Below are 15243 nucleotides of genomic sequence, written 5' to 3'. Positions count from 1 at the left end.
ATTATGCGCATCCTCGTGACCGGCGGTGCCGGCTTCATCGGTTCGGAATTCGTCCGCCAGCAGCTCGGTGCAGACGCATCGGCCCAGATCACGGTCTTCGACAAGCTGACTTACTCCGGTGTCGAAGCCAATCTCGCCCCCGTGGCGGACCACCCCGGTTACAAGTTCGTCAAGGGGGACATCTGCGACGCCGCGGCCGTCGACCAGGTGATGCCCGGGCACGACGTCGTGGTGCACTTCGCCGCCGAGTCCCACGTGGACCGCTCCATCGCCGGTGCCGGCCCGTTCGTGATGACCAACGTCGTGGGCACGCAGGTGCTGCTGGACGCCGCCCGCAAGCACGGCGTCGGCCGCTTCGTCCACATCTCCACCGACGAGGTGTACGGCTCGATCAGCGAGGGATCCTGGACCGAGGAGTGGCCGCTGGTCCCGAACTCCCCGTACTCCGCCTCCAAGGCCTCGTCCGACCTGCTGGCCCTGGCCTACGCCCGGACCCACGGCATGGACGTCGTGGTCACGCGCTGCTCCAACAACTACGGGCACTACCAGTTCCCGGAGAAGGTCATCCCGCTGTTCGTCTCGAACCTGATGGACGGCAAGAAGGTCCCGCTGTACGGCAACGGCGGCAACGTGCGCGACTGGCTGCACGTCTCCGACCACTGCCGCGGCATCGACCTGGCAATGCGGAAGGGCCGGGCCGGCGAGGTCTACAACATCGGCGGCGGCACCGAGCTCACCAACAAGGAGCTCACCGGCGTCCTGCTGGAGGCCGCGGGCCTCGGCTGGGACATGGTCGAGCAGGTCGAGGACCGCAAGGGCCACGACCTGCGCTACTCCATCGACATCAGCAAGATCGGCGCTGAGCTCGGCTACGCCCCGCAGGTCACCTTCGAGGACGGCATCAAGGCCACCATCGACTGGTACCGCGAGAACCGCGCCTGGTGGGAGCCGCTCAAGGTGAAGGCGGCCCTGCAGAAGTGAGGATCAACCCGCGAGCCGGGCGCTGGCTCGTCACCGGCGCCTCCGGGATGCTCGGCCAGGACGTCCTGGCCGTCCTGAAGGCCTCCGGGATCGAGGCCGTGGGCCTGCGCCGGACCGACCTCGACATCACCGACCCGGCCGCCGTCCGCGCGGCGGTCGAGGACGTCACCGTGGTCGTCAACTGCGCCGCCTGGACCGACGTGGACGGCGCCGAGACCGCCGAGGACGCCGCAACCGCCGTCAACGGCACCGGCGTACGCGTCCTCGCCGAGGCCTGCGCCGCCGCCCACGTGCGCCTGCTGCACGTCTCCACCGACTACGTGCTGCCCGGCGACGCCACGGAGCCGTACCGCGAGGACGCCGAGACCGGCCCCCTCAACGCGTACGGACGCTCCAAGCTGCTCGGCGAGCAGGCCGTCGCCGAACTGCTGCCGCAGGACGGCTACATCGTCCGGACCGCCTGGCTGTACGGCGAGCACGGCCCGAACTTCGTCGCCACCATGCTCAAGCTGGCCGCCCAGCGCGACACCCTCGACGTCGTCGACGACCAGCACGGCCAGCCCACCTGGTCCTACGCGCTGGCCCGCCGACTGGTCGAGCTGGGCCTCGCCGCGCTGAAGGGCTGGGCCATGGGCGGGATCTACCACGGCACCGCGAGCGGCCGGACCACCTGGATGGGGCTGGCCCGCGAGACGTACCGGCTGAGCGGGCTGGACCCCGAGCGGATCCGGCCGACCACCTCCGCCGCGTTCGTCCGCCCCGCCACCCGCCCCGCGTTCAGCGTGCTCGGGCACGACCGCTGGGACGAAGCGGCGGGCCTGGCCCCGCTCCCCGACTGGCGCGAGCAGCTCGCCGAGGCCCTGGCCACCCCCACGTTCACCGCGCTGGCCGATGCGGCCAGGAACGGCAGTACGGGATGACCTCCCTGCTGAACAGGCTCACCGCGGCGCTGCCGCCGGGCACCGTCGCGGTGGCCGGCGGCACTGTCGTGCTCGGTGCGGCCTCGTACGTCCACCTCGGCGTGGCCGGCCACAGCCTGTCCACGGACGCCATGGCGAACGTGTCGGTGCTGTGGACGGTCGTCATGGCGCTCGGCCTCGGGATCTTCTTCCCCATCGAGCAGGAGCTCACCCGGATCGTCGCCGCCCGCGTGGTGCTCGGCCAGGGCGCGGCTCCCGTGCTGCGCCGGGCCACGCTGCTGACATCGGGGATCCTCGGCGCGACCCTGCTCGTCCTCGCCGTCGGCGCGACCCCGATCGCGGACCTGCTGTTCCGCGGGGACCGAGGCCTGGTGGCGGCCCTCGGCGGCGCCTTCACCGGCATGGCCGTCTGCTACCTGACCCGCGGCGTCCTCGCCGGCCTCGGCCGGTTCGGCGCGTACGGCACCCAACTCGCCGTCGACGGCGGGCTGCGCATCGCCCTCGCCTTCGGCTGCGCGGTGGCCGGGCTGCACTCCGCACTCGCCTTCAGCCTGGTCCTGGCCGTGGCGCCGGTCGCCGCGACGCTGCTGACCCTGCCGGCCCTGCTGCGCGCCGTCGAACCCGGCGAGGAGATCGCCTGGCGGGAGCTGACCGGCGGCCTCGGCCTGCTGATCTGCTCGACCCTGCTGTCCCAGGTCGTCGTCAACGCTGCGGTGATGAGCACCAAGCTGCTCGCCCCCACCGACAGCGCGCTGATCGCGGCGCTGCTGAACGCGCTGGTCCTGGCCCGGGTGCCGCTGTTCGTCTTCGGCTCGCTCCAGGCCTCGCTGCTGGGCGGGCTCACCGCCGCCTACACGGCCGGCGACCGGCCGGCGTTCTCCGCGATGCTGCGCCGGATCGCCGTGGTCGTCGGACTGCTCGGCCTGCTCGGCGGGCTGCCCGCGACCGTCCTCGGCCCGTGGCTGATCGACGTTCTCTTCCACGCCGAACCGGTGCTGGGCCGCCTCGACTTCTTCCTTCTGTCCGCGGGCACCGTGGCGTACATGTTCGCGATGGTGCTGGGACAGGCGCTGATGGTATTCAAGCGGCACAACCTGCAACTGCTCTGCTGGGCCACCGGCACCGTCGTCCTGCTCGCCGTCACCTTCGCTCCGGGCGATGTGGCCATGCGCGTCATCCTGGCCTACGCTCTCGGATCCCTTGCCACCGTGCTCGGTATGCTGGCCGTGCTGAGGCTGAGGTTCCCCGGAGCGGCTCCGGGCGCGACCGCAGGACCCGGGCACAAGGTCGCCGCAAGCCCACTGGGCGCCGGAGCGGTTGGGGAGTGACCATGCCGGCTTCCGACGTACCACCGATCACCGAGCACGCGCACGTGCCACATTCCGCTGGAGCTACCGTGTCCCAATACGACGATGTCTGGCTGGTCATTCCGGCCTATAACGAGGGCCAGGTGATCGCCGATGTGGTCGAGGGAGCGCGTGCGACCTTCCCGAACATAGTCGTCGTCGACGACGGCAGCACCGACAGCTCGGCCGAGCACATCGCGACGACCGGCGCCCACCTGGTGCGCCACCCGGTCAACCTCGGCCAGGGCGCCGCCCTGCAGACGGGCCTCAAGTACGCCCTTGCCCAGCCCGGTGCCCGCTACTTCGCGACCTTCGACGCGGACGGCCAGCACCAGACGCACGACGTCGAGAAGATGGTCCGGGTGCTGCGCGACGACGAGGCCGACGTCGTCCTCGGCTCCCGCTTCATCGAGCAGAACGGCCAGGTGCCGTGGATCAAGCGCGTCGTGCTCCGCACCGCCGCGACGGTCAGCCCGACCGCGCGCAAGCTGAAGCTCACCGATGCGCACAACGGCCTGCGCGTGCTCAGCCGCAAGGCGGCCGAGCAGCTGGACATCACCATGAACGGCATGGCGCACGCGTCCGAGATCGTCGGTTTCCTGGCCGTGTCCGGCCTGCGCGTCACCGAGGTCCCCGTGGACATCCTCTACACCGAGTACTCGCGCGCCAAGGGCCAGTCCCTGATCAACGGCGTCAACATCATCTTTGACATCACGATGCGGGAGCGAAGCCGCTGATGAAGTACTTCTGGATCCAGCTGCTGCTCATCGCGGGCTCGGTGTCGATGGCACTGATGTTCATACGTACGTGGGGCCAGGCGAAGAACCGCGCCTGGAAGCGCATCGCGTTCTCGGTGTTCGTCGTCGTCAACGTGTACGCCGTGCTCCGCCCCACGGACGTCACGTGGGTGGCGCACCAGCTCGGCGTCGGCCGTGGCACCGACCTCGTGCTGTACGTGATGGTGCTGGCCATGGGCTTCCTCACCCTCAACACCTTCCTGCGCTTCCGCTCGCTGGAGAAGAAGATCACCGACCTGGCCCGGACGGTGGCCCTGAGCGAGGGCGCCCGGCACAACGACGCGCGCCTGGGCCAGGCCCCCGCTGCCGTCGCCGACCCGAAGCCGGCGCCGGCCGCCGACTCGCCCGCCGACTCCGAATCCGTGAAGGCCTGACGTCCCGTGGTGACCTTCGACTTCATGCTCCCCTACTACGGGGACGTGCAGCTGATGCAGGACGCCGTCCGCAGCGTCCTGGCCCAGACGGACCCGGACTTCCGCCTCGTCGTCATCGACGACGGCAAGGAGCCGGACGTCCCGGGCTGGTTCGAGGCCCTCGGCGACGAGCGGGTGCACTACACCCGCAACGAGCAGAACCTCGGCATCACCAAGAACTTCCAGAAGTGCGTCCAGCTCTCCGAAGCCGACCACGTCGTCATCATGGGCTGCGACGACCTGCTGCACCCGCACTACCTGGAGACCGTCCGGGCGCTCGTGGAAGCCAACCCGGGCATCGGCATGGTCCAGCCCGGCGTCGAGGTCATCGACGGCACCGGGCAGGTCGCGTACGGGCTGGCCGACCAGACCAAGCGGCGGCTGTACGCCCCGCAGGTCAACGGCCGGCGCCTGATGGGCGGCGAGGAGCTGGCCACCAGCGTGCTCCGCGGGAACTGGCTGTACTTCCCGTCGATCTGCTGGCGCGGCGAGGCCCTGCGCGGGGTCAACTTCCGCGACGAGTACTCGGTGATCCAGGACCTGGCCCTGGTCGTCGACCTCCTCGAACGCGGCGAGCAGATGCTGATCGACGAGTCCGCCACGGTGTTCCAGTACCGGCGCCACGCGGTCAGCGAGTCGTCGGTCCAGGCGTTCTCCGGCACCCGCTTCACCGAGGCCGAGCGGTACTTCTCCGCGGTGGCCACCCGGATGGACGCCCGGGGCTGGCCCAAGGCGGCGCGCGCGGCCCGGTTCCACAGCGCCTCCCGGCTCCACGCCCTCACCATGCTCCCGGGCGCCCTGCTCCGCGGACACCGCGAAGGCGCCCGCACGCTCGCGAAGCACGCCTTCACCGCCGGTCAGCGCGCCGACTGACCCGAGCACCAGAGACAGCGGCCGCCGGGCCCCATCCCGCGGTGACACCCGCGACGGAATTGGACTGAGATGACACACCTGGCCCCCGAGGTCGTCGGAGCATCCGGCACGGCGGACCGCCGGACCGGTACCGGGACCCAGGACGCCGGAACAGTCCCGTCCGGCTCGGCGGCCCGCCGCCCGTGGACGTCCCGGCGCCGGGTGCTCGCCCTCGCCGAGGCCGTCGTCAGCCTCACGGCGGCCCTCGGCTACGTACTGCTCAGCCGGCACATCAGCGTGAACCCGCTCGTCCGCCTCGGCCAGGTCAGCGGCCTCGCCAAGCTCCAGCTGTACGCCGCGGTCATCGGCCTGCCGCTGCTCGCGGTGCTGCTGTACACCGCCTACCGCGGCACGGGCCGGCGCCACCAGCTGGTCAAGCGCCTGGTCTGCGCCGCCCTCGCCGGCCTGGCCACCGGCGTGATCGCCGGCGGTGTGGTCGTCGCCCTGCGCGGCACGCCCCACGCGCTCGGCGGCCAGGACGGCGACCCGGGCACCCTGATCGACATGGCCAACTCGTTCCTGCACCACGAGGGGATGTCGGGCATCTACCCGCCCGCCTTCCCGGCCCTGATGGCTCTCTGGGCCAAGATCCGCTACAACGGCCGCGGCGAGACCGGCTTCGCCCTGCACGACCTCCAGATCTTCTTCACCGCCGTGGCCGGCCCGATGGCCTACCTCTCCTGGCGGCTGCTGCTGAGGCCCTTCTGGGCGCTGCTGATCGCGGCCCCGGCCGCGGTTGTCTTCATCGACCCGATCCGCCCGTACAGCCACGTCGTCATGATCGTGCTGCTCCCGCTGCTCGGCTGCTGGCTGCGCGAGATGCGCCGGGCCCACCGCCGCACCACGCGGGAGCTGCTGCTGCGCGGCACCTTCCTCGGCGTGATCTTCGGCGGGCTGTTCCTCTGGTACTCCGGCTGGTACATCTGGGCCGCACCCGGCGCGGTCATGCTCGCGCTGTTCTTCTTCCCGTGGCGCGCGGGCGCCGCCACGGCCAGGAAGGCAGGCCTGTACACCGCGGTCACGCTGGCGTCGACCTGCGTCGTCAGCGCCCCGCTGCTGTACCAGATGGTCCGGCTGGGCGCGGAGAACCCCGACCGCTACGCCTTCCTCGCCGTCTACGCGGACCCCGGGTACGTCCTCGGCTGGGTCTCGGACCGGTCCGGGACCCTGACCTACCAGACCTGGCCGGTGGCCGGCGAGCTGGCCGGCCAGAGCGGCTTCGCCCTGCTGCTGCTGGCCGGGGTGGGCCTCGGCCTGGGCCTCGGCCTGCGCAACGTCATGGTCCGCACCGCGGCGGCGGTCCTGGCCGGCGCATGGGTCGCCCGCTTCTGGTTCGCCTCGCGCATGGCCCACGACAAGGCCGTCCAGCTCTTCCCGCGCACCACGTGGATCATCATGTACTGCCTGATGATCCTGGCCGTGGTCGGCCTGATGGTGGCCGTGGACCGGGGCTCCGGGTGGATCGAGCGCACGCTGCGCCCGTCCGGGGCCGACACCGGGGCGGCGCCCGCCCGCGTCGTCCCGCGCCGGGTGGTCCGCCAGCTCGCCGCCGGCATGATGTGCATGGTCGCCCTGTTCGCGACGATGGGCGCGTCCTGGTCGGTCAACCGCTACATGCCCTCGTCCGACGTCGACTCGATGGGCATCGACGCGTACCGCGCACACGTCATCAAGAAGCGGGACGGCAGCTGCCCCCGCTTCTCGCCCGTCAAGGACTGCCAGGACATCGAGAAGGACGACTGGAAGCCCAACCCGATCGAGGACTTCATCTGGTGCGCCGGCATCGTGGCCGACGACTGGCCCAGCGTCTGCGGGATGAAGGCGCCCAAGAAGGTCCGCTCCAGGGCGGACATCGAGCGGGATGCCCAGAAGGAGCGGGAAGCCCGCCTCGCGGGGAACGCGCCGAAGAAGTAGCGGCAGCGCTGCGGCGGGGCCGGGCGGGGCGGGTCCGGGCGGATCCCAAGGGAGGCCTGGGCGGTCCTGTCGCGTGGCGCGGTTTGACCGATCACCGTAGGGGGGTATTCTCTTCGGCCCGATTGGCGCAGTACGTGTCTTGTATGGCAGACTACTCAAGTTGCTCGGCTGAGTGCCGATGCTGCGCGCCTCCCGCCGGGAGGACCGGAAGCGAGTCCCACAGTACTCGTCGCCTTTATCTGCCTCTCGGGGCAGCAATGGGGCGGACGTACGGGAATCTTCTGGGAAGCGTCAGCACGGTGCCTGCCAGGCGCTCGGTGGGTGTTTCTCCCCCGAACCGCGGTCCTGGGACCGCACCCCCTTGGACGAGGGAATTTCCGTATGGGAATTTTCTGTAGAGGGAGTGCGACACGCCCGACCGCGTGGGTCGGAGAGAGGCGGTGGAGAGATCCACAGCCGACCGGGAGCCAGAGCGTTTCCACAACAGACAGGACTACGGAGTAGCCATGGCGGGACAGAAGATCCGCATCCGGCTCAAGGCCTACGACCACGAGGTCATCGACTCCTCGGCGAAGAAGATCGTCGAGACGGTGACCCGCACTGGTGCGTCGGTCGCAGGCCCGGTGCCGCTGCCCACTGAGAAGAACGTGTACTGCGTCATCAAGTCGCCGCACAAGTACAAGGACTCGCGCGAGCACTTCGAGATGCGCACGCACAAGCGCCTGATCGACATCCTCGACCCGACGCCCAAGACCGTTGACTCGCTGATGCGCCTGGACCTTCCGGCCGGCGTTGACATCGAGATCAAGCTCTGAGAGGCGTCGAGAAGATGGCAAAGCAGATCAAGGGCGTCCTGGGCGAGAAGCTCGGCATGACCCAGGTCTGGGACGAGAACAACCGTGTCGTCCCGGTGACCGTCGTCAAGGCCGGGCCCTGCGTCGTTACCCAGGTCCGTACGAACGACATCGACGGCTACGAGTCGGTCCAGATCGCCTTCGGCGAGATCGACCCGCGCAAGGTGAACAAGCCCCTCAAGGGCCACTTCGCCAAGGCCGACGTGACCCCCCGCCGCCACCTGGTGGAGCTCCGCACCTCCGACGCCAGCGAGTACACGCTCGGCCAGGAGATCACTGCTGAGGTGTTCGAGTCCGGCGTCAAGGTTGACGTCACGGGCAACAGCAAGGGCAAGGGCTTCGCCGGTGTCATGAAGCGGCACAACTTCCGGGGCCTCGGCGCCGGTCACGGTGTGCAGCGCAAGCACCGCTCCCCCGGTTCGATCGGTGGCTGCGCCACCCCTGGGCGTGTCTTCAAGGGCATGCGCATGGCTGGTCGTATGGGCAACGAGCGCGTCACCACCCAGAACCTGACCATCCACGCGGTTGACGCGGAGAAGGGTCTGCTCCTCATCAAGGGCGCAGTCCCCGGTCCGAACGGCGGCCTCGTCCTGGTCCGTACCGCGGCCAAGGGGGCTTGAGGTTAATGAGCACCATTGACATCCTTTCGCCGGCAGGCGACAAGGCCGGTACCGTCGAGCTCCCCGCGGAGATCTTCGACGCGAAGACCAGCGTTCCGCTGATCCACCAGGTCGTCGTCGCTCAGCTGGCTGCTGCCCGTCAGGGCACGCACAAGACGAAGACCCGTGGCGAAGTCCGTGGTGGTGGCAAGAAGCCTTACCGCCAGAAGGGCACCGGCCGCGCCCGTCAGGGTTCGACCCGCGCTCCGCAGTTCGCCGGCGGTGGCGTCGTCCACGGCCCGCAGCCGCGTGACTACTCGCAGCGGACCCCCAAGAAGATGAAGGTTGCCGCCCTCCGCGGTGCCCTCTCGGACCGTGCGCGTCACTCCCGCATCCACGTCGTCACCGGCGTGGTCGAGGGTGCTGCCTCCACGAAGGCCGCCAAGACGCTGTTCGGCAAGATCTCGGAGCGCAAGAACCTGCTCCTGGTCGTCGAGCGTGCCGACGAGGCCGCGTGGCTGTCCGCCCGCAACCTGCCCCAGGTTCACATCCTGGAGCCGGGCCAGCTGAACACGTACGACGTGATCGTCTCTGACGACGTGGTCTTCACCCAGGCCGCGCTTGAGTCCTTCGTGTCTGGCCCCAAGGCCGACGAGACCGAAGGGAGCGACGCCTGATGTCTGAGGCGACCGTTACCAGCAAGACCTTCACTGACCCGCGCGACCTGCTGATCAAGCCGGTTGTCTCGGAGAAGAGCTACGCGCTGCTGGACGAGAACAAGTACACGTTCATCGTCGCGCCCGGCGCCAACAAGACCCAGATCAAGCAGGCCGTCGAGGCGGTCTTCTCGGTCAAGGTCACCGGGGTCAACACGATCAACCGTCAGGGTAAGCGCAAGCGCACCAAGACCGGTTTCGGCAAGCGTGCTGACACCAAGCGCGCCATCGTGACCCTCGCTGAGGGCGACCGTATCGACATCTTCGGCGGCCAGGCCTCCTAACGGAGTCCTGAGTCGTCCGGAATCGGACGAGGACTGAGAAATGGGTATCCGCAAGTACAAGCCGACGACCCCGGGCCGTCGTGGCTCCAGCGTCGCCGACTTTGTCGAGATCACGCGGTCCACGCCGGAGAAGTCGCTGGTTCGCCCGCTGCACAGCAAGGGCGGCCGTAACAACACCGGTCGGATCACCGTTCGCCACCAGGGTGGTGGACACAAGCGCGCCTACCGTGTGATCGACTTCCGTCGTCACGACAAGGACGGCGTGCCGGCCAAGGTCGCGCACATCGAGTACGACCCCAACCGCACCGCGCGCATCGCGCTCCTGCACTACGCGGACGGCGAGAAGCGCTACATCATCGCTCCCCGCGGTCTGAACCAGGGCGACCGGATTGAGAACGGCCCCACGGCCGACATCAAGCCCGGCAACAACCTGGCCCTCCGCAACATCCCGGTCGGTACCACGATCCACGCGATCGAGCTCCGTCCCGGTGGTGGCGCCAAGTTCGCCCGTTCCGCGGGTGCCTCCGTGCAGCTGCTGGCGAAGGAGGGCACCATGGCCCACCTTCGTATGCCGTCCGGTGAGATCCGCCTGGTCGACGCGCGCTGCCGCGCGACGGTCGGCGAGGTCGGCAACGCCGAGCAGTCGAACATCAACTGGGGCAAGGCCGGCCGCATGCGCTGGAAGGGCGTTCGCCCGTCCGTCCGCGGTGTCGCGATGAACCCGGTTGACCACCCGCACGGTGGTGGTGAGGGTAAGACCTCCGGTGGTCGTCACCCGGTCTCCCCGTGGGGTCAGAAGGAGGGTCGTACTCGCTCGCCGAAGAAGGCTTCGAGCAAGTACATCGTCCGCCGCCGCAAGACGAACAAGAAGCGCTAGGAGCGGGTTTAGATGCCGCGCAGTCTCAAGAAGGGACCCTTCGTCGACGGACACCTCATCAAGAAGGTGGACGCTCAGAACGAAGCTGGTACCAAGAACGTCATCAAGACCTGGTCCCGTCGCTCGATGATCATCCCGGCGATGCTGGGTCACACCATCGCGGTGCACAACGGCAAGACCCACGTCCCGGTGTTCGTCACCGAGTCGATGGTCGGCCACAAGCTCGGCGAGTTCTCGCCGACTCGCACCTTCCGCGGCCACGTCAAGGACGACCGGAAGTCGAAGCGCCGCTAAACGCGGGGTGGTTACGACTATGACTAACACCGAAGGGACAACCATGGAAGCCAGGGCCCAGGCGCGGTACATCCGCGTCACGCCCATGAAGGCCCGCCGCGTGGTGGACCTCATCCGTGGCATGGATGCCACGGAGGCTCAGGCGGTCCTGCGTTTCGCCCCGCAGGCCGCGAGCGTGCCGGTCGGCAAGGTGCTGGACAGCGCCATTGCCAACGCCGCACACAACTACAACCACCCGGACGCCTCCACGCTGGTCATCAGCGAGGCGTACGTGGACGAGGGCCCGACCCTGAAGCGGTTCCGTCCGCGTGCCCAGGGCCGTGCCTACCGGATCCGCAAGCGGACCAGCCACATCACCGTGGTCGTCAGCAGCAAGGAAGGTTCCCGGTAATGGGCCAGAAGGTAAACCCGCACGGGTTCCGGCTCGGCATCACCACCGACTTCAAGTCGCGTTGGTACGCCGACAAGCTGTACAAGGACTACGTCAAGGAAGACGTCGCCATCCGTCGGATGATGACGTCCGGCATGGAGCGCGCCGGCATCTCGAAGGTTGAGATCGAGCGCACCCGTGACCGCGTGCGTGTGGACATCCACACCGCTCGTCCGGGCATCGTCATCGGCCGCCGTGGCGCCGAGGCCGACCGCATCCGCGGTGACCTCGAGAAGCTCACGGGCAAGCAGGTCCAGCTGAACATCCTCGAGGTCAAGAACCCCGAGCTCGACGCTCAGCTGGTTGCTCAGGCCGTTGCCGAGCAGCTCTCCTCCCGCGTCTCCTTCCGTCGTGCCATGCGCAAGAGCATGCAGGGCACCATGAAGGCCGGCGCCAAGGGCATCAAGATCCAGTGTGGCGGCCGTCTCGGCGGCGCCGAGATGTCCCGCTCCGAGTTCTACCGCGAGGGTCGTGTGCCGCTGCACACGCTGCGCGCGAACGTGGACTACGGCTTCTTCGAGGCCAAGACCACCTTCGGCCGTATCGGTGTGAAGGTCTGGATCTACAAGGGCGACGTCAAGAACATCGCCGAGGTTCGCGCCGAGAACGCTGCGGCCCGTGCGGGTAACCGCCCGGCCCGTGGTGCCGGCGCTGGCGACCGTCCCGCCGGCCGTGGTGGCCGTGGTGGCGAGCGCGGCGGCCGTGGTGGCCGCAAGCCGCAGCAGGCTGCTGGTGCCGAGGCCCCCAAGGCCGACGCCCCCGCCGCCGCTCCGGCTGAGAGCACCGGAACGGAGGCCTGACCGACATGCTGATCCCTCGTAGGGTCAAGCACCGCAAGCAGCACCACCCGAAGCGCCGCGGTATGGCCAAGGGCGGTACTGAGGTCTCGTTCGGCGAGTACGGCATCCAGGCGCTCACCCCCGCCTACGTGACGAACCGCCAGATCGAGGCGGCTCGTATCGCGATGACCCGTCACATCAAGCGTGGCGGCAAGGTCTGGATCAACATCTACCCGGACCGTCCGCTGACGAAGAAGCCGGCCGAGACCCGCATGGGTTCCGGTAAGGGTTCTCCCGAGTGGTGGATCGCGAACGTGCACCCGGGCCGGGTCATGTTCGAGCTGTCCTACCCGAACGAGAAGATTGCTCGTGAGGCGCTCACCCGCGCTGCTCACAAGCTTCCGATGAAGTGCCGGATTGTTCGGCGCGAGGCAGGTGAGTCGTGATGGCGACGGGAACCAAGGCGTCCGAGCTGCGTGAGCTCGGCAACGAGGAGCTCGTTGGCAAGCTGCGCGAGGCCAAGGAGGAGCTGTTCAAGCTCCGCTTCCAGGCGGCCACGGGTCAGCTGGAGAACAACGGCCGGCTCAAGTCCGTCCGTAAGGACATCGCTCGCATCTACACCCTGATGCACGAGCGTGAGCTCGGTATCGAGACGGTGGAGAGCGCCTGATGAGCGAGAAGAACGTGACTGAGACGACCGAGCGCGGTTTCCGCAAGACCCGTGAGGGTCTCGTCGTCAGCGACAAGATGGACAAGACCGTCGTCGTCGCTGTCGAGGACCGCGTGAAGCACGCGCTGTACGGCAAGGTCATCCGCCGTACGAACAAGCTCAAGGCTCACGACGAGCAGAACGCTGCCGGCGTCGGCGACCGCGTCCTCATCATGGAGACGCGTCCGCTGTCGGCGAGCAAGCGCTGGCGCATCGTCGAGATCCTCGAGAAGGCCAAGTAATTACCTGAGGGGTTTCCCTCAGGTTCGTTCCGCCAGGCTCGGTGGGGGCTCGCTGATCATCAGCGGACCCCCGCCGGGAACCGGCAGACAATCAGGAGATAGACGTGATCCAGCAGGAGTCGCGACTGCGTGTCGCCGACAACACTGGTGCCAAGGAGATCCTTTGCATCCGTGTTCTCGGTGGTTCCGGTCGCCGCTACGCGGGCATCGGTGACGTCATCGTCGCCACCGTCAAGGATGCGATCCCCGGTGGCAACGTGAAGAAGGGTGACGTCGTCAAGGCGGTCATCGTTCGCACCGTCAAGGAGCGCCGCCGCCAGGACGGCTCGTACATCCGCTTCGACGAGAACGCCGCTGTCATTCTCAAGAACGACGGCGACCCTCGCGGCACCCGTATCTTCGGCCCCGTGGGCCGTGAGCTGCGCGAGAAGAAGTTCATGAAGATCATCTCGCTCGCGCCGGAGGTGCTGTAAGCATGAAGATCAAGAAGGGCGACCTGGTCCAGGTCATCACCGGTAAGGACAAGGGCAAGCAGGGCAAGGTCATTCAGGCCATCCCCGCTGAGAACCGCGTCCTCGTCGAGGGTGTCAACCGGGTCAAGAAGCACACCAAGGCCGGTCAGACCGCTGGTGGTTCGCAGGCCGGTGGCATTGTGATCACCGAGGCCCCGATCCACGTCAGCAACGTTCAGCTGGTTGTGGAGAAGGACGGCCAGAAGGTCGTTACCCGCGTCGGCTTCCGCTTCGACGACGAGGGCAACAAGATCCGCGTTGCCAAGCGGACGGGTGAGGACATCTGATGGCTACCACTCCGCGTCTCAAGACGAAGTACCGCGAGGACATCGCGGGCAAGCTGCGTGAGGAGTTCTCGTACGAGAACGTCATGCAGATCCCCGGTCTCGTGAAGATCGTGGTCAACATGGGTGTGGGCGACGCCGCCCGCGACTCCAAGCTGATCGACGGCGCCATCCGCGACCTGACGACGATCACCGGTCAGAAGCCGGCCGTCACGAAGGCCCGCAAGTCCATCGCGCAGTTCAAGCTGCGTGAGGGTCAGCCGATCGGCTGCCACGTCACCCTCCGTGGTGACCGCATGTGGGAGTTCCTGGACCGTACGCTGTCGCTCGCGCTGCCGCGTATCCGTGACTTCCGTGGTCTGTCGCCGAAGCAGTTCGACGGCCGTGGCAACTACACCTTCGGTCTCACGGAGCAGGTCATGTTCCACGAGATCGACCAGGACAAGATCGACCGTACCCGGGGTATGGACATCACCGTGGTCACCACGGCGACCAACGACGACGAGGGCCGTGCCCTCCTTCGTCACCTCGGCTTCCCCTTCAAGGAGGCGTAAGCGAGATGGCGAAGAAGGCTCTCATCGCGAAGGCTGCCCGCAAGCCCAAGTTCGGTGTGCGTGCGTACACCCGCTGCCAGCGCTGCGGTCGTCCCCACTCCGTGTACCGCAAGTTCGGCCTGTGCCGCGTCTGCCTTCGTGAGATGGCTCACCGTGGCGAGCTGCCGGGCGTGACCAAGAGCTCCTGGTAATTCCCTCCCGTCCGCAAGGACTTGGGAAGCTCCAGAGACTCTCGGTAAGCATCTGGTCGGTGGGTGCCCTGCTCCGCATGCCGTAGGCTTGTGGGGTTGGGCGTCCGCCGTCCATAACGACTTACTACGCCGTAGGTCCCCGCACCGCACCCGTCCCGCCACTGAGTGGGGAGAGGGATGGCGCATACAGGAAACCCCGGCGAGAGAGGCCGAAGGCCACTTCATGACCATGACTGACCCGATCGCAGACATGCTCACGCGTCTGCGTAACGCTAACTCGGCGTACCACGACACCGTCGTGATGCCGCACAGCAAGATCAAGTCGCACATCGCAGAGATCCTCAAGCAGGAGGGTTTCATCACCGGCTGGAAGGTCGAGGACGCCGAGGTCGGCAAGAACCTCGTCCTCGAGCTGAAGTTCGGGCCGAACCGTGAGCGCTCCATCGCGGGCATCAAGCGGATCTCGAAGCCCGGTCTGCGCGTGTACGCGAAGTCCACCAACCTGCCGAAGGTGCTCGGCGGCCTGGGCGTGGCGATCATCTCCACGTCCCACGGTCTCCTCACCGGCCAGCAGGCAGGCAAGAAGGGCGTAGGTGGGGAAGTCCTCGCCTACGTCTGGTAGTCGGGAACGGAGG

At 68.0% G+C, this 15243-nt stretch carries 23 protein-coding genes; all 23 read left to right on the top strand.

Going from position 1 to position 15243, the window contains the following annotated elements; translation table 11 throughout:
• The first annotated feature begins 3 nt into the window (after positions 1-3).
• The 23 genes from rfbB to rpsH all read left to right on the top strand — a co-directional run bounded on the left by rfbB (position 4) and on the right by rpsH (position 15230).
• Positions 4-981 carry a dTDP-glucose 4,6-dehydratase gene (rfbB, locus tag ABTY04_RS16345; protein WP_352214021.1) on the top strand — a complete coding sequence of 326 codons (978 nt, stop codon included), beginning with the start codon at positions 4-6 and terminating at the stop codon, positions 979-981.
• Positions 978-1901 (top strand): dTDP-4-dehydrorhamnose reductase, encoded by a 924-nt coding sequence (gene rfbD / locus ABTY04_RS16340; RefSeq protein WP_352214020.1) that lies wholly within the window; start codon positions 978-980, stop codon positions 1899-1901. The genes rfbB and rfbD overlap by 4 nt, the downstream gene beginning before the upstream one ends.
• A complete protein-coding gene (locus ABTY04_RS16335) occupies positions 1898-3229 on the top strand; it encodes a polysaccharide biosynthesis protein (RefSeq protein WP_352214019.1) in 1332 nt (443 codons plus the stop codon). Before rfbD ends, ABTY04_RS16335 begins: the two co-directional genes overlap by 4 nt.
• A 68-nt stretch (positions 3230-3297) precedes the next feature.
• Positions 3298-3984: a glycosyltransferase family 2 protein gene (locus ABTY04_RS16330; RefSeq protein WP_352214018.1), complete on the top strand. Its 687-nt coding sequence runs from the start codon at positions 3298-3300 to the stop codon at positions 3982-3984.
• On the top strand, positions 3984-4418 hold the full coding sequence (locus ABTY04_RS16325; RefSeq protein ID WP_352214017.1) for a DUF2304 domain-containing protein: 435 nt from the start codon (positions 3984-3986) through the stop codon (positions 4416-4418). The genes ABTY04_RS16330 and ABTY04_RS16325 overlap by 1 nt, the downstream gene beginning before the upstream one ends.
• A gap of 9 nt (positions 4419-4427) precedes the next feature.
• Positions 4428-5330 carry a glycosyltransferase family 2 protein gene (locus tag ABTY04_RS16320; RefSeq protein WP_352214016.1) on the top strand — a complete coding sequence of 301 codons (903 nt, stop codon included), beginning with the start codon at positions 4428-4430 and terminating at the stop codon, positions 5328-5330.
• 69 nt (positions 5331-5399) lie between these two features.
• Complete coding sequence (locus ABTY04_RS16315; RefSeq protein WP_352214015.1) at positions 5400-7283, top strand: hypothetical protein; 1884 nt, start codon at positions 5400-5402, stop codon at positions 7281-7283.
• A 506-nt stretch (positions 7284-7789) separates the two neighbouring features.
• Complete coding sequence (gene rpsJ / locus ABTY04_RS16310; RefSeq protein ID WP_003948644.1) at positions 7790-8098, top strand: 30S ribosomal protein S10; 309 nt, start codon at positions 7790-7792, stop codon at positions 8096-8098.
• Between the two features lie 14 nt (positions 8099-8112).
• The gene (rplC, locus tag ABTY04_RS16305; protein ID WP_007265899.1) at positions 8113-8757 is read left to right on the top strand and encodes a 50S ribosomal protein L3; all 645 of its coding nucleotides are present in this window, start codon (positions 8113-8115) and stop codon (positions 8755-8757) included.
• Between the two features lie 5 nt (positions 8758-8762).
• Positions 8763-9413 (top strand): 50S ribosomal protein L4, encoded by a 651-nt coding sequence (gene rplD, locus ABTY04_RS16300; protein WP_030026322.1) that lies wholly within the window; start codon positions 8763-8765, stop codon positions 9411-9413.
• Positions 9413-9736, top strand: coding sequence for a 50S ribosomal protein L23 (gene rplW / locus ABTY04_RS16295; RefSeq protein WP_030298212.1), 324 nt, complete (start codon positions 9413-9415; stop codon positions 9734-9736). Before rplD ends, rplW begins: the two co-directional genes overlap by 1 nt.
• Positions 9737-9776: 40 nt before the next feature.
• On the top strand, positions 9777-10613 hold the full coding sequence (rplB, locus tag ABTY04_RS16290; RefSeq protein ID WP_030154695.1) for a 50S ribosomal protein L2: 837 nt from the start codon (positions 9777-9779) through the stop codon (positions 10611-10613).
• Between the two features lie 12 nt (positions 10614-10625).
• Complete coding sequence (gene rpsS, locus ABTY04_RS16285) at positions 10626-10907, top strand: 30S ribosomal protein S19 (protein WP_043230274.1); 282 nt, start codon at positions 10626-10628, stop codon at positions 10905-10907.
• 43 nt (positions 10908-10950) lie between these two features.
• The gene (gene rplV, locus ABTY04_RS16280) at positions 10951-11298 is read left to right on the top strand and encodes a 50S ribosomal protein L22 (RefSeq protein WP_007265904.1); all 348 of its coding nucleotides are present in this window, start codon (positions 10951-10953) and stop codon (positions 11296-11298) included.
• Positions 11298-12137, top strand: coding sequence for a 30S ribosomal protein S3 (gene rpsC / locus ABTY04_RS16275; protein WP_007265905.1), 840 nt, complete (start codon positions 11298-11300; stop codon positions 12135-12137). Before rplV ends, rpsC begins: the two co-directional genes overlap by 1 nt.
• 5 nt (positions 12138-12142) lie before the next feature.
• Complete coding sequence (gene rplP, locus ABTY04_RS16270; RefSeq protein ID WP_030026326.1) at positions 12143-12562, top strand: 50S ribosomal protein L16; 420 nt, start codon at positions 12143-12145, stop codon at positions 12560-12562.
• Positions 12562-12786, top strand: coding sequence for a 50S ribosomal protein L29 (gene rpmC / locus ABTY04_RS16265; protein WP_008739703.1), 225 nt, complete (start codon positions 12562-12564; stop codon positions 12784-12786). The genes rplP and rpmC overlap by 1 nt, the downstream gene beginning before the upstream one ends.
• Positions 12786-13067, top strand: a complete 282-nt coding sequence (gene rpsQ / locus ABTY04_RS16260) for a 30S ribosomal protein S17 (protein WP_352214014.1) — start codon at positions 12786-12788, stop codon at positions 13065-13067. The genes rpmC and rpsQ overlap by 1 nt, the downstream gene beginning before the upstream one ends.
• A 104-nt stretch (positions 13068-13171) precedes the next feature.
• Positions 13172-13540: a 50S ribosomal protein L14 gene (rplN, locus tag ABTY04_RS16255; RefSeq protein WP_003956455.1), complete on the top strand. Its 369-nt coding sequence runs from the start codon at positions 13172-13174 to the stop codon at positions 13538-13540.
• Between the two features lie 2 nt (positions 13541-13542).
• Positions 13543-13866, top strand: a complete 324-nt coding sequence (gene rplX / locus ABTY04_RS16250) for a 50S ribosomal protein L24 (RefSeq protein WP_054222530.1) — start codon at positions 13543-13545, stop codon at positions 13864-13866.
• Positions 13866-14417: a 50S ribosomal protein L5 gene (gene rplE / locus ABTY04_RS16245; protein WP_030298216.1), complete on the top strand. Its 552-nt coding sequence runs from the start codon at positions 13866-13868 to the stop codon at positions 14415-14417. The genes rplX and rplE overlap by 1 nt, the downstream gene beginning before the upstream one ends.
• Positions 14418-14422: 5 nt before the next feature.
• Entirely contained in the window at positions 14423-14608 is a 186-nt protein-coding gene (locus ABTY04_RS16240) for a type Z 30S ribosomal protein S14 (RefSeq protein WP_003956452.1), read from the top strand.
• 223 nt (positions 14609-14831) lie between these two features.
• Positions 14832-15230 (top strand): 30S ribosomal protein S8, encoded by a 399-nt coding sequence (rpsH, locus tag ABTY04_RS16235; protein WP_007265911.1) that lies wholly within the window; start codon positions 14832-14834, stop codon positions 15228-15230.
• Positions 15231-15243 lie beyond the last annotated feature (13 nt).

Origin of the sequence: Streptomyces sp. NPDC097981 (assembly GCF_040302565.1) — a bacterium.
Lineage (GTDB): Bacteria > Actinomycetota > Actinomycetes > Streptomycetales > Streptomycetaceae > Streptomyces.
This window is presented reverse-complemented; position numbering and strand designations above follow the sequence as displayed.